At 58.2% G+C, this 12,890-nt stretch carries 11 protein-coding genes; 9 read left to right on the forward strand and 2 right to left on the reverse strand.

Annotated features, from left to right (window positions below; all coding sequences use genetic code 11):
• Nucleotides 1-28 precede the first annotated feature (28 nt).
• From panD to panC, 6 genes are all read left to right on the forward strand, one after another.
• Complete coding sequence (panD, locus tag I6F37_RS34445) at nucleotides 29-382, forward strand: aspartate 1-decarboxylase (RefSeq protein ID WP_225130861.1); 354 nt, start codon at nucleotides 29-31, stop codon at nucleotides 380-382.
• Nucleotides 383-456: 74 nt separating this feature from the next.
• Nucleotides 457-1,614, forward strand: coding sequence for an 8-amino-7-oxononanoate synthase (locus I6F37_RS34450; RefSeq protein WP_225130859.1), 1,158 nt, complete (start codon nucleotides 457-459; stop codon nucleotides 1,612-1,614).
• A complete protein-coding gene (bioD, locus tag I6F37_RS34455; RefSeq protein ID WP_225130857.1) occupies nucleotides 1,607-2,242 on the forward strand; it encodes a dethiobiotin synthase in 636 nt (211 codons plus the stop codon). Before I6F37_RS34450 ends, bioD begins: the two co-directional genes overlap by 8 nt.
• Nucleotides 2,239-3,504 (forward strand): adenosylmethionine--8-amino-7-oxononanoate transaminase, encoded by a 1,266-nt coding sequence (locus tag I6F37_RS34460; protein ID WP_225130855.1) that lies wholly within the window; start codon nucleotides 2,239-2,241, stop codon nucleotides 3,502-3,504. Before bioD ends, I6F37_RS34460 begins: the two co-directional genes overlap by 4 nt.
• Nucleotides 3,505-4,784: 1,280 nt before the next feature.
• Nucleotides 4,785-5,663: a 3-methyl-2-oxobutanoate hydroxymethyltransferase gene (gene panB / locus I6F37_RS34465; RefSeq protein WP_225130853.1), complete on the forward strand. Its 879-nt coding sequence runs from the start codon at nucleotides 4,785-4,787 to the stop codon at nucleotides 5,661-5,663.
• Between the two features lie 3 nt (nucleotides 5,664-5,666).
• Nucleotides 5,667-6,518, forward strand: coding sequence for a pantoate--beta-alanine ligase (gene panC / locus I6F37_RS34470; protein ID WP_225130843.1), 852 nt, complete (start codon nucleotides 5,667-5,669; stop codon nucleotides 6,516-6,518).
• Between the two features lie 231 nt (nucleotides 6,519-6,749).
• On the opposite strand, the gene I6F37_RS34475 is transcribed toward panC, so the two are convergent.
• Together I6F37_RS34475 and I6F37_RS34480 are read right to left on the reverse strand one after the other, a co-directional pair.
• Nucleotides 6,750-6,953, reverse strand: coding sequence for a hypothetical protein (locus tag I6F37_RS34475; RefSeq protein ID WP_225130842.1), 204 nt, complete (start codon nucleotides 6,951-6,953; stop codon nucleotides 6,750-6,752).
• A 1,347-nt stretch (nucleotides 6,954-8,300) separates the two neighbouring features.
• Nucleotides 8,301-8,504, reverse strand: a complete 204-nt coding sequence (locus I6F37_RS34480) for a hypothetical protein (RefSeq protein WP_225130840.1) — start codon at nucleotides 8,502-8,504, stop codon at nucleotides 8,301-8,303.
• A 392-nt stretch (nucleotides 8,505-8,896) separates the two neighbouring features.
• Between I6F37_RS34480 and I6F37_RS34485 the strand changes: the two genes are divergently transcribed.
• The 3 genes from I6F37_RS34485 to I6F37_RS34495 form a co-directional block, all read left to right on the forward strand.
• On the forward strand, nucleotides 8,897-9,106 hold the full coding sequence (locus I6F37_RS34485) for a hypothetical protein (protein WP_225130838.1): 210 nt from the start codon (nucleotides 8,897-8,899) through the stop codon (nucleotides 9,104-9,106).
• Between the two features lie 773 nt (nucleotides 9,107-9,879).
• Nucleotides 9,880-10,266: an ectoine synthase gene (locus I6F37_RS34490; protein ID WP_225130830.1), complete on the forward strand. Its 387-nt coding sequence runs from the start codon at nucleotides 9,880-9,882 to the stop codon at nucleotides 10,264-10,266.
• Between the two features lie 808 nt (nucleotides 10,267-11,074).
• The coding region (locus tag I6F37_RS34495; protein WP_225130828.1) for an amino acid adenylation domain-containing protein at nucleotides 11,075-12,890 on the forward strand (1,816 nt) is incomplete at its 3' end.

A 12,890-nucleotide genomic window follows, 5' to 3' on the forward strand; every position in this document is an offset into this window, starting at 1 on the left:
TGCCCCCTACATCCAGCCTAGGTGAGAAATGCAGATAACTTTGATGAAGGGCAAAATCCATCGCGCCTCAGTGACCGAAGCTGATCTTCACTATGAAGGCTCGATCTCGATAGATCGTACGCTCCTGGACGCGGCAGGAATGGTGATCAACGAGCGCGTCGAAATCTACAATGTCGAAACAGGGATGCGCTTTGCCACCTACGTGATCGAGGCGCCGCCGATGTCTGGCACGATAAGCCTGAACGGTGCGGCCGCCCGACTGGCGATGCCCGGAGACAAGATCATTATCGTTGCATATGCCTCATTCGACGAGGCCGAAGCAAAGATATTCAAGCCACGCATTGTGCGTGTGGACAGAGACAATCGCATCCTGGCAAGTTGAACCTCCGGCCATCCTTCCTTCTTAAACGGCCAACGCATTTTTTGCGTGATTTGATGCGAGCCTCGGAGTGATGAATGCGGTCAATCCAAACAGCTAGACTTGGTCCCTACGTCGCAGCGTTGAATGCGTTGAACGAAGATAAACGGCTGCGCTGCCTCAAGCCCCGCGTGGGGATCGATTTCGCATCGAACGACTATCTGGCGCTCGGCAACGACTCGCACATCAAAAAGGCGATGGTCGCCGCGCTCGATGCGGGCACTCCGATTGGAGCCGGCGGGTCGCGGCTTCTGCGCGGCAATTGCGAGGAGCATGAACGGCTCGAGACGGAAGCGGCTCAGTTCTTTGGCGCGGAGGCAGCGCTTTTCTTTGGAGGCGGCTACATCGCAAATTTTGCCCTCCTGACAACGCTGCCGCAGCACGGCGATCTGCTCGTTCTCGATTCGCTCGTGCACGCCAGTATTCACGAGGGGGCACGGGCCGGCCGCGCAGAGTGTCGAATTCACGCGCACAATGATCCCCAGTCACTCGAAGACGAAATTCGCGACTGGCGAAACAAAGGTGGGGCGGGCCGCGTCTGGATTGTGGCCGAAAGTCTCTACAGTATGGACGGCGATTTCGCTCCACTCGAAGAGCTGGTGGCAATCGCCGATCGCCACGACGCGTTTCTGATCGTGGATGAGGCTCATGCCACAGGCGCTTACGGGCATCAGGGACGAGGGCTCACGGCCCCTTATGACAGGCGCGAAAATCTCATCGTCGTTCATACCTGCGGCAAAGCGCTCGGTGCGGCGGGTGCACTGGTTACGGCCTCCGGCATCTTGCGCGATTTCATGGTCAACCGCTGCCGTCCGTTTATTTTTGCCACCGCCCCATCACCATTGATGGCCGTTGCCGTTCGAGAGGCACTTCTCACCCTGCAGAAAGAGCCGGAGCGGCAGCAGCGGCTGGCCAATCTCGTTGCGTTCGCCCATCGGCAGATCACCTTGCTTGGTTTGCGCACACCATCGACCTCTCAGATCGTGCCGTACATCGTAGGTGATAATGCTCATGCAATGCGACTTGCCTCTGCTCTGCAGGCGCGCGGCTTCGACATCCGCGGAATTCGGCCGCCAACCGTCCCTGCAGGCACCGCCCGGTTGCGAATTTCGTTGACACTCAATGTTGGGGAAGAGGACGTGCGCGCAATGCTCGATGCGCTGGTTGAGGTGACGAGGGCTCGTTTTGATGAATAAGCGGATCGTCGTGGCTGGTACGGACACCGGGGTCGGCAAAACGGTATTTTCCGCAGGGCTCGCCGGCCTTCTCGGCGCGAATTACTGGAAGCCGGTCCAGGCTGGACTCGAACAAGAGACCGATTCCGAGTGCATCCGCCGCCTCGGTGGCCTCTCGTCCGATCGGATTGTCCCGGAGCTCTACCGACTTCGGACGCCTGCGTCGCCCCATTACTCCGCGGAGATCGACGGTGTTCGCATAGATACAGAGACGCTTCGACTGCCGGACAGCGGCGAGCGGCAACTCGTGATCGAGGGCGCCGGCGGACTCATGGTGCCGCTGACAGCGCGCACTCTTTACATCGACATCTTCGAGCGCTGGCAGCTCCCCGTCGTGCTTTGCGCAAGGACGGGACTGGGCACAATCAATCACTCCCTGCTCTCCATAGAGGCTCTGCGGAAGCGTCAGATTCGAATCCTTGGAATTGCGTTCATTGGCGAAAGAAACGCCGAAACTGAAAGCGCGATTTGCGAGATCGGGAGAGTGCGTTGGTTGGGACGGCTCCCGTGGGTTGTTCCCCTCACGGACGATAGGCTGCAGGCGGCTTTCAAAGACTCCTTTGTTAGCAGCGATTTCCTGAACCTATGAAGATAGCCAGGAGGTCGCCGATCTGGCACCCGTTCACGCAGCATGCTCTACAGCGGGACATGACGAAGGTGCTGCGGGGAGAGGGGGCTTATCTCTACACCGAAGATGGCCGACGCCTTATCGATGCAATCTCCTCCTGGTGGGTCGTGACCCACGGCCATTGCCATCCATGCATCGTGAACGCGATCCGAGAGCAGGCAGGCAAGCTCAACCAGGTCATCTTCGCCGGATACACTCACGACCCGGCTGAGCAAGTTGCGACGGAACTATTGAAGGTCACCTCCCCGGCGCTCGAACATGTGTTCTTCTCCGATAGCGGGTCAACCAGCGTCGAAGTCGCGCTGAAAATGGCGCTCGGCTACTGGCGCAATACCGGAAGACAGCGAACCCAAATTGTGGTGATGCAGCACTCGTACCATGGCGACACGATCGGGGCGATGTCGGTAGGTAGCCGAGGCGTCTTCAATGCGGCCTACGGGGCGCTGATGTTCGAGGTGACCTCGATTCCGTTCCCGGCAAGAGATCGTGAGCAAAGAGCGCTCGATGCGCTTGAAAACGCGTGTAGAAACGAACATCCCGCAGCCTTTATCGTGGAACCCCTGATATTGGGTGCCGGTGGAATGCTGATGTATTCTCCCTCGACCCTAAGAGAGATGAAGCGGATCTGCGAAGCCTTCGACGTCTTGTTCATTGCGGACGAGGTCATGACCGGCTGGGGCCGGACGGGTACCTTGTTTGCGTGTGAGCAGGCCGATGTCATGCCCGATATTGCCTGCTATTCGAAAGGCCTCACGGGTGGGGCGCTGCCGCTCGCCGTCACACTCTGTCGTGCCGATATTTTCGATGCGCATTATTCTGAAGATCGCACACGTACGTTTTTTCATTCGAGCTCATATACGGCCAATCCAGTGGCCTGTGCCGCGGCCAAGGCTAATCTGGACCTATGGCAGGATCAGGAATATCGCTGGCGGCTGGCATCCTTGGCCAGGATGCAAGAGCAGGCACTCGTGCCATTCCGCGCCGATTCACGGTTCGCAAACGTCCGACGCACGGGAACAGTCACAGCGCTTGAACTCAACACGAGCGATGCCGGCTATCTGGCGGACATCGGTCCGAGGCTTTTGGCTTTCTTCCAAGCGCGGAATCTGCTGCTACGCCCACTCGGTAACACGATCTACGTGATGCCGCCTTACTGCGTTACGGCGGCCGACCTTGATGAAATCTATACTGCCATCCGCGACGCTGCTGACTTGCTGATGTGAGATGCACGAGGCTGTGCAATCATCTGCAGCGACAGCATCTTGGAAGGCGAAAGTGTCCGTATTGCTGCCGCTTGATAGTGCAACGAGAATGCAGCACCCAAGGCTCGCAGGCTGATCGTGCTTTAAGCACTTAAGCGCTCCCGACCCCGCTGCCGCAGCAATCCTGCGGGCTAGCCATGAAAGGCGCAGCATTTGGCCGAAATGTCGGGCGAATTGCGTTAACCACGATAGAGAAATCCATTATCTTGAGCAAATTCTCGGCGAGGCTTTCTGCGGAAAGTACTGCTTCGCGAGGCAGCCGCACATCAGAGTCAAGACTCTTGATGGCTGCAAGAACCAGGGAAATGGACCGCCGGGCGACCGCACCTTTGGTGCGCGCGTGGTGCTGTGGTCAGAGGGCAGCGGGGCTTCCCCAAGTAAACGTCTGACAGGAGGCGAGAATGCACATTGGATTCCGTAATTCCCCCGACCATTCAGCCACATGCTGCGCGATATGCGGCGGAAAGTTTGGGCTGATCCGCCATTACTGCTGGCGAACGGCCCTTTGCTCCAAGAAATGCGTCAACCGCTTTAAGGCGCGGCGGGAGGCCGATCAGAATTGGTTGCGACGGGGGCGAGCCGCTTAGGAATGGACTGAGTTGTGCCGGTACGACCCTGGTCAGAGAATTCAAGTGGCCCTCTAGAGCGCGTGGAAATCAAGTGACAGAAACATCGGCAAAAATAATCGACTTCAGAGCCTACAGGGCCAGCAGGCTGGCTCGGTCTGAGCGCCTTCGCGACGACATCTACTCGACCGCGACTCTCGCTGCGCTTACGGCGGCCTGTGACTTTTGGACGTTCCTGGCCTGCCATCCGTTTGCTTTGCTCGGTGCGCCAGCGCGAAAGCGGGAGGCTAACGAGTACCCCTAGGGGGCAGACACGCAGATGTGCCTAAAGACGAAGTCCCCACGCGTGCATCTGCAGCTCGGTCCGGTCGAGCCGTCACCGTTTGGAGAGACTGCAACTAGCCCAGAAACGCGTGCAGATGGTGGCTCGTCGCGAGCGCCGCTCCTCGATTGAGGCCGCGGCTGGCATAGCCGCTGAAACTGCACGGGAAGACGAGCCATCGGGAGGTGAAATCGCGATGAGGAAGGTCTTGTCTCATGGTTGCGCGACCATTGGGCTGTTTTTGCTCTGTTCTCCAGTTCTAGAGAAACTGGGATCTCCATCCTCCATACCATTGACAGGTTTCTCCTGCCTTCTCTAGGAAGCGCCGACGGTGTGTGGGGAGCGGATTCAATATGAGCCACAGTTCAGAGCAGCCTCTAGAGCGTGTCACGATTCCGGCACTGCAGCAGTGGAAGGATAAAGGACGGCGTGTCGTGATGACCACCGCCTACGATGCGGTTGCGACGCGCATCGCGGATCCCATTGTCGATATCATCCTGGTCGGCGATAGCGTTGGAAACGTCTGCCTGGGATTCGACAACACGCTGCCCGTCAGCGTGGCCATGATGAATCATCACCTGGAGGCTGTTGCGCGCACGAAGCCTCATGCCCTGCTTGTGGCCGACATGCCCTTTCTGAGCTTTCATGTCGGTTCTGAGGATACGATTCGCAACGCAGGAGGTTTTCTGCAGCGTGGCGCCGATGCTGTGAAACTCGAGGGTGGTGCCAAACGCATCGATATGGTACGCGCCTTGGTCGATTGCGAAATTCCTGTGATGGGACATCTCGGTCTGACCCCGCAGAGCGTCAACGTCATGGGTGGATTCAAGGTGCAGGGACGGACAACGGATACCGCCTTGCGGCTGCTCGATGACGCCCACCGTCTGCAGGAAGCCGGCTGCTTCGCGCTGGTCCTGGAGGGCATTCCTGCCGAGCTCGCGTCGCGAGCGACCGAATGTCTCACGATACCCACCATCGGGATCGGAGCAGGACCTGATTGCTCGGGCCAAGTGCTCGTGTTTCATGATGTCTTGGGGCTAACCGAAGGTCATCGCCCCAAATTCGTTCGTGCCTATACAAATGGATTCCAGCTGTTCCAGGAGGCGCTGTCGCGCTGGGCTGCCGATATCCGCAAAGGTGCATTCCCGGGCTCGGAGGAGTGCTATCGGCTTCCTGATCAGCTTCGGCATGCCGTCGCCAACTGGGTGCCCTCCAATTCAACCTCAAGGTAAGAAATGCAAGTCATTACGAAGGTCGCTGAGCTGCGTCGCGCCCTTGCAGACGTTCGCAATGCCGATAAGCGCATCGGATTCGTTCCGGCGATGGGATACTTGCACGACGGCCACCTGGCCCTGATCTCGGCAAGCCGGGGACACTGCGACGTCACTGTCGTCAGCATCTTCGTCAACCCCACTCAGTTCGGCCCAAATGAGGATCTCAGCAGGTACCCTCGCGACTTCGCGCGCGATGAAGCGTGGTGCCGCAGTGCCGGGGTCACCATCATCTTCGCGCCAAGTGCAGAGGAGATCTATCCGGCTCAATTTGAGAGCTTTGTCGAGCCGGGCGAACTCGCAAAACCGCTCTGCGGTGCTTTCAGGCCTGGACATTTTCGTGGTGTAGCGACTGTCGTCTGCAAGCTATTCAACATGGTGCAGCCGAACGTCGCGTACTTTGGACAGAAGGATTTTCAGCAATGCGCTGTGATACGCCGCGTGACGGTTGATCTGAATCTTCCGATCGAGATTGTCACTGTGCCAACCGTGCGGGAGCCAGATGGGCTGGCAATGAGCAGTCGCAACCGTTATCTCAGCTCGGAAGAACGTGGTCGGAGCCTTGCGATCAGCCGTGGCTTGTTCGCCGCAGCGCATGAGTTTGCCTCAGGGGAGCGCGATGCGGCAACGCTGATTGCGCTTGCAAGAAAGCATTTGGAAATGGTCGATCGACTGCAGTACCTTGAGCTTGTCGACACTGGGACCCTAAGGATTGCCGAGAGCCCTCTGCGCTACCCGGCGGCACTCTGTGTCGCAGCGTACGTCGGCTCCACTCGGTTGATCGACAATGTAGTCCTATCCCGGTCGCCATCGTAGCTAGATCCGCAAGTGATTGCGCTCACAAACAGTCGAACCGGATGGGTTGGCCCTGAAATCCTCAACATCTCTCGAAGGCGACCCGGAACTGCCCTTTGCGTGCTGAACAACTGCCCCCCCGCTCAACCTCATGATGTCGGCTGAGATCGGCTCTGCCGGCTGACGGGGTGGAGCGAGGCGGGGCCGCTGCCGCGCTGCCGAGAGCAGCCAAGTGCGAGTTCGCTTTCCGTTTTATGATTTCGGCGGCTCGCTTGGACACTCCGGGGCGTTCCGACCGCTTTGCGCGCTTTTTACGACGTCGCGCAAAACAATTTCAGAAAGTCGTACAACCAGCTGTTTGAGGCGCGCAATCTCCTGCTTGCACCGCTTCAGCTCGTGCTGTTCGTCTGTCATCACAGATGGTGTGCGACGATAGCTGCTGCCGAGATGATTCATGTAGCTCCCTTTCCGATTCGACAAACACAGCAGATAATCTGAACAGCCCAGTTGCTTCTCTTCCCTGAACGAGGCGCCTCGGCGTCAGATCAGAGCGTTTCACACGCAGCCCGCGGTGGGCTGGTTGCTAGCTCACTCCCTGCAAAGGGCCTTCGCCCAGGTCGTAGATTCGACGGCACTTTCGGCGACGCCATCTCGCTCGTCGCTCAAGCTCAGTTGCAGTAATGACCCCCAACAATGTGGCCGCGGAATATGCCGCCCTCCGGCTGCATGTGATTGCTCTGGGCGCAGACTGGTAACAAAATGGCAATATCGATTAATGCAACGAGCCGCGCTCTCGCGCTCAAATCCTGCATTGCGGCAGCGCCTCCGATGAATTTTCACGCGACGTTCGCGTCTCCGTGCTGGGGTCCTTCAGCAGGCTTATATGTCCAAAACGCAAGTCGCTACCGAAATCATCCGCCTGCAAGCGGGCATGCCAAAGGAGGTTTGCTCAAAATCGTGTGCTGCCAATACCTGCAATTATGGATCACTAACCACACGCCCATGACCATGAAACTACTTCACGATCGCGCAGACGACCTCCTAAGCTGCATAAAGCCGAAGTTCCCTCAAGAGCGGCCAGGAGGGCGAGTCAAGGGGGCACTTAGCGCGGGCGCCGGATCCTGGCCCGATTTCGTCGCCAGACGCGGGGCGGGCGCTGGTTTTTGACGCAAAGATATGCTTCAACGCATGAATTGAAGTCCCTCTACAGTGCAGGATGCCAAGCGGTCGGGTTTGGAGCCGATAGGGAGGTCTGCGAAAGCGCCTCACCGTATGACGCCGGCGTCCGCGCCTACGTTGCCTCCAAAATCCTGAAGGCCGCCATCAGAGATGAGACGTGCCCCAATCTGCTTAAACAGATCGGTCAGGAAGCTCTTCCAGAGCACCAACGATGTGGCGATTAGATCTAGGACATGGCTTGTCATTGAGGCGAATTTCCAAGTCACAGTGCTGAAGGTCCTGGCCTGCTATCCAGATTCGCGCGCGCCGTCGCGTCGCCTGCGGCATAGCGATCCGGCCAGCTCGCAGAGGTGTATCGTGGTCGCAAATCGATGGCGGCCTAACGTCACCCAAGACGCGGCGTTATCCGATGTGAATCGGTTGGCGCGTTGCTCGCTGCGAGGCCGATCGTTGAAACGAGCTGCTCGCACAACAGGCAGCGCATCCAAGCCTTGGCGCACGCACCCTTGCGCGCCACGATGCCGGTGAGGCGTCACGCTAATAACCTTCGTCCGGAAACGAGGGCGAACTCAGTGTTCGGCGCCGGAGCGCCATCACTCAAGCGAGCGGGTGCGCCATTGCTGTCTACTCCTGTGCGAGCCCCGCAAGTGCCCTTTCAATCACTGTGATGTCTTGACTGACCTGAGCGATCGCTGGCTTCGGATCAACTCCGGTAACGCACTTCAACTGCTGCAGTAGCTCCCGCCGATGCGCCAGAAGGGTCTCCAGCGCGCTGCGGTTGCTTAGTTTCACATAGCCGTCGACGATCAATCCAATCGAAAGAGACATCGAAACTCTCAACCAAAGCTGTTCTCAACGTAGATGCGTATAGCACATCGACAAACGATGTTCAGCTCGTCGGGAGAGAATACTGACGGGCGAGCTTGTTAGCGACAAGCGTCCGGCGCCGGGGGCGTGACCGACTATTCCTTGCGCCTTACAAGCATCCAGCTCTGTTTGAGCGACTAGCCGAGCAGAAGGACGGCTATGGCGAGCCAAAAACGCTGCGGATCGTCGCGAGGGTTGCTAGGCTAGGGGAGGGAATGATATCACGAACTAGCATAGTCTTATCCGCCTGCCGAACGGCTTCCGAGATGCGATGGCAGGCGGCGCGTTGATCGACGACATGCTCGCCTGAATATCTCTTCGTAGAGATTGCGACGACCTCAGGAGCGTCCAGGATGCTCGATGAATATTTGGCCCGCATTCGTGCTCACCGTAACACCATCCACCGCTATTCTCGCCTGCTGAAGTCGAACCTGTCGGATGTCGAACGTCAGTTCATTGAAGGACGCCTCACCGAGGAGCAGGCGGCCCTCGAGTCTCTTTCGGCCGAGACCTTCCCGCTCGCGTTCAGCCTTCCGAAGCGGACGGACATGTCGGCAAGATAGGCGCGGAGCCGCGAACGACGCTCGCATTCGGGACCACGCGATTTCTCGCCGACGGCATCATCATGGGCTCGCGACCCGGCAAATAATCGATGATATCCGCCCGCTGTCGGCCCAGCCCCAAGACCTAATCTGCTGACCTGCACATGAGTTCATTCGGCTCGGGTATCAGCTGCTCAATCTATATCGGCTTTTGCCTTAGAAAGCCGAACTATTCGACCGGTTCTCGCTCCGGACCCGTTTGTATTCGGCCATATCTCGACAATTTGTTAGATTGGCTACACGCCCAGCCAAATCGTTCTCACTCGCTTGCCAGCTGAGACAGCCACAACTTCATCTTTCATCGGCCTGCCACCACGGCATGAGATTTGCTCTACTGGCGGCGAGAGGCACAGCAAGGAGGGAAACGACTTGCCAAATCTGCGATTGGAGACAGTTTATGTCGCCGGCAATATCTCCAGCAGCATTCTGGGGAATCCAAAGGTAAGCGGCGGCACCACGCCAAAGGTGGAACATCAAATTGGTACGCGTCGATCGGGCTCGGCTGCGAAATACCCTCGCGCCGATATTTTCCCTAGTCGCCGTCGGGCAAATGGCAGGCCTTTTGCGTGTAGCCGATCCCATAGGACTGCTGCACGGGCTCTTCGCGACCGACGGTTGGTTGTTTCGACGGACCGCAGTCGGCAGCGCGACAGGGAAGTCGCAGTTCCGGGGCAGAACAACGGCCTCCAGCTTTTGGATCAATCACTTCAACCTGCACCGGGCGATCGAACACTATGATTGTGCGTAGCCTGCGCGACGTCGAAGCAACCGATCACTTCGTCGATTGGGGCAATGGTACTAGCCACCGCCTTCTGACCGATAAGGACGGCATGGGTTTTAGCATCTGCCACACCGTGGTGCGCGCTAACACCGTTTCGCTTCTGCAATACCGGAATCATCTCGAAGCCTGCTACTGCATCGGCGGAGAGGGCGAGGTCGAGGACATGGACGGCAATGTCTTTCCCATTCGCAGGGGTGACATGTATGTGCTTGACAAGCATGACAAGCATTTCCTGCGCGGGGGACGGAACAACGACATGATCCTCGTAAGCATCTTCAACCCGCCCCTTACCGGAACCGAGCGCCACAAGCTCGACGACCCGGCGGGCTCCACATATTGAGTGATGCGAAGAAACGCCAATACAACATGAACTGCCGCTAATTGCGAGATACATTTACTCGAGCAATCCAGCGCTGCCTCGTATCGCACGCGGACCTCAGAAAAAGTCTTTGTTCCGGTTTTACGAAAGGCGCACGCGATGCGCTTCGGCGGAGCTGACAAAATACTTTGGCATTCCAGGTCCATTTTCCCTTGTCCGGAAAGACCAGGCGGGCGGAGGTTTGTGCCGATTGATAGCGCGCTCAATTGTACGATGTCTGGCGACGCTGTTGGACAGCTGACATAGCGCTGCTGTGGCTTTCGCATTGATTGAATTCGATTTCACCGTTGGCACGATAGATGCGTAATCGTCTAAAGGGCGCCATAGAGGAGAAGTCGTTCGATGAGGACGCTTACCAGAAACTCTGACGCGGTTGAGTGGCAGCTGCGATGCTGCCGGCACCATATTTGGTGATGCGCAAGGTTGGCACGAAGATTGAGTGATCTGCTTCGGCGAAGGGTTTCGTCACATCAATGCAGACCAGCCTAAGCCCGACAACAGATACGAACCGATGTGAGCGATTTGCGTGAATCAAGAAAGTCGCCTTCCGAGCTTGAGCGATGAACAGGTGCAGAGCATATCTGCCGCGCATGAACTGCTAGCGCGTGGGGAGGAGTTTTGGCGACGGCGGCTCGAGCAGTTTAGCAGATTGCATCTTCCTTTTCTGTCATCGTCCGTGGCTGCGGCGCCTTCCCGATGGCAGTCGAGTTCGTGGTTTAGCCCAAGCGGTTTGGCTAAACTTTCCCCACAAGATCGCTCGGAATATTTGGTGACCGCTTGGCTGATCTATCTCGCTCGAGTCACCGGGCAAAAAGAGTTTCAACTGGGATGGAAGCCTGCATGGGACGGATTGCAAACTGGCTCCAAACTCGTAATCGCCTCCGTCGTGCCGATGGAGGTTTGCATTGAGCTTGCTTATGATTTTGAAGAAGTGCGCAAAACCGTAGCGGCCGAAGTCGCTCAGCTGAGGGCACACGCCAGCTTTGCCCGAGATCTTATCGCGCGCTGCCCGACCCTGCGAGGAGTGGAGGCGCTACGGGCGCGCCACCCTTGGCCGATTGGTATTGCAATCGCGACAGAAAGCTGTTCCGTCGCCGACGATCTGTCGGCGAGCCACAAGACTGGCCAAGCCTTATGCGGCGATTTGCTGACCTTTGAGGTTCGCGCTCTGGATGGGAGCTTCCGCTGGCATTTTGATGCCGCTCGATTGGCGCCCAAGCAGATCGACGGCATGACGCAGCATTTGCAAGTTTTGTTACGCGGCGTGATGGACGATGCGGGGCAGTCTGTCGGCCGAATCGGCATTCTGCCAACCGACGAACGCGCGTATCTGCTTGAGGATTTGAATCGGACGGCGGCGCCTTTTTCGTTTGAGCGATGTATCCATGAGTTGTTCGAGGCGCAGGTGCAAAGGGCGCCGGAAGCGGTTGCAGTGGTCCATGAGAGGGAGAGACTGAGCTATGGCGAACTCAATGCGCGGGCCAACCGCCTGGCGCATTATCTGATCGAGCTCGGGGTCAAGCCGGACCAGCCGGTGGCGATCTGCCTGGAACGCAGCCTAGCGATGGTGGTCGGTGTGTTGGCGATCATGAAGGCTGGCGGTGCCTATCTGCCGCTAGATCCGACTTATCCGTCAGCGCGGCTGCGGCAGATTGTCGACGATGCAAAACCGAAACTGCTGCTTTGCGATGTCGCCGGTCGAACCGCATTGGGCGCCGATGCCGTGGCCGATGTGACGGTGGTCGATCTGGAGACGACGACCCCGGCTTGGGGCGAGCGGCCGCCTTCGAACCCGGACCCGGGCACGCTTGGCCTCACATCGCGCCATCTCGCCTACGTCATCTATACCTCCGGCTCAACCGGAATCCCCAAGGGCGTTGAAATGTCCCATGGCGCGCTTGTGAATTCGCTTGCGGGCATTGGCACGTCAAAACAGCGCACACTTCAATTCGCGACCCTGAACTTCGATGTGTCCTGTCAGGAATTGTTCATCTGTTGGAAGGACGGCGGAGTGCTTGTGCTCGTGCGGGAACAGACCCGGAGGCGCTTCTCCGACCTGCTGGAATTTGTAGAGCGGGAGGCCATCGAGCGGCTTTTCCTCCCGTTCGTGGCATTGAATCATTTTGCGGAAGTCTGGAGCACGCAGCGGGTGCAGCTGCGCGCTTTAAGAGAGCTTTATACAGCCGGCGAGCGATTACAGGCCACTCCACTGCTTAGGGCGTTCTTCGAAGCACATCCGAACGCGAGATTGATCAATCAATATGGGTCCACGGAAATCAGCGTCATTTCCGAGCACCACCTTGCAGCTGATCCGTCATGTTGGCCCCAGATGCCTCACGTCGGGCGTCCAATCGCCAACACGCGGGTGTACTTGCTGGATGGCTATGGCGCGCCTGTGCCGTTCGGCGCGGTGGGCGAGCTTTACATTGGCGGGGCGGGGGTGGCACGGGGCTACCTCAACCGCCCTGAGCTGACCGCGGAGCGGTTCATCGCCAGTCCCTTTGTCGAGGGCGATCGGCTGTACCGGACCGGCGACCTTGCACGTTATCTGCCGGACGGCAATCTTGAGTTCCTGGGCCGCAACG

Origin of the sequence: Bradyrhizobium sp. NBAIM08, assembly GCF_020193935.1 — a bacterium.
GTDB classification, from domain to species: domain Bacteria; phylum Pseudomonadota; class Alphaproteobacteria; order Rhizobiales; family Xanthobacteraceae; genus Bradyrhizobium; species Bradyrhizobium yuanmingense.

Coding starts and splice junctions, on each gene's coding strand:
- panD (WP_225130861.1), top strand. CDS start 29: ATGCAGATAACTTTGATGAAGGGCAAAATCCATCGCGCCTCAGTGACC.
- I6F37_RS34450 (WP_225130859.1), top strand. CDS start 457: ATGCGGTCAATCCAAACAGCTAGACTTGGTCCCTACGTCGCAGCGTTG.
- bioD (WP_225130857.1), top strand. CDS start 1,607: ATGAATAAGCGGATCGTCGTGGCTGGTACGGACACCGGGGTCGGCAAA.
- I6F37_RS34460 (WP_225130855.1), top strand. CDS start 2,239: ATGAAGATAGCCAGGAGGTCGCCGATCTGGCACCCGTTCACGCAGCAT.
- panB (WP_225130853.1), top strand. CDS start 4,785: ATGAGCCACAGTTCAGAGCAGCCTCTAGAGCGTGTCACGATTCCGGCA.
- panC (WP_225130843.1), top strand. CDS start 5,667: ATGCAAGTCATTACGAAGGTCGCTGAGCTGCGTCGCGCCCTTGCAGAC.
- I6F37_RS34475 (WP_225130842.1), bottom strand. CDS start 6,953: ATGAATCATCTCGGCAGCAGCTATCGTCGCACACCATCTGTGATGACA.
- I6F37_RS34480 (WP_225130840.1), bottom strand. CDS start 8,504: ATGTCTCTTTCGATTGGATTGATCGTCGACGGCTATGTGAAACTAAGC.
- I6F37_RS34485 (WP_225130838.1), top strand. CDS start 8,897: ATGCTCGATGAATATTTGGCCCGCATTCGTGCTCACCGTAACACCATC.
- I6F37_RS34490 (WP_225130830.1), top strand. CDS start 9,880: ATGATTGTGCGTAGCCTGCGCGACGTCGAAGCAACCGATCACTTCGTC.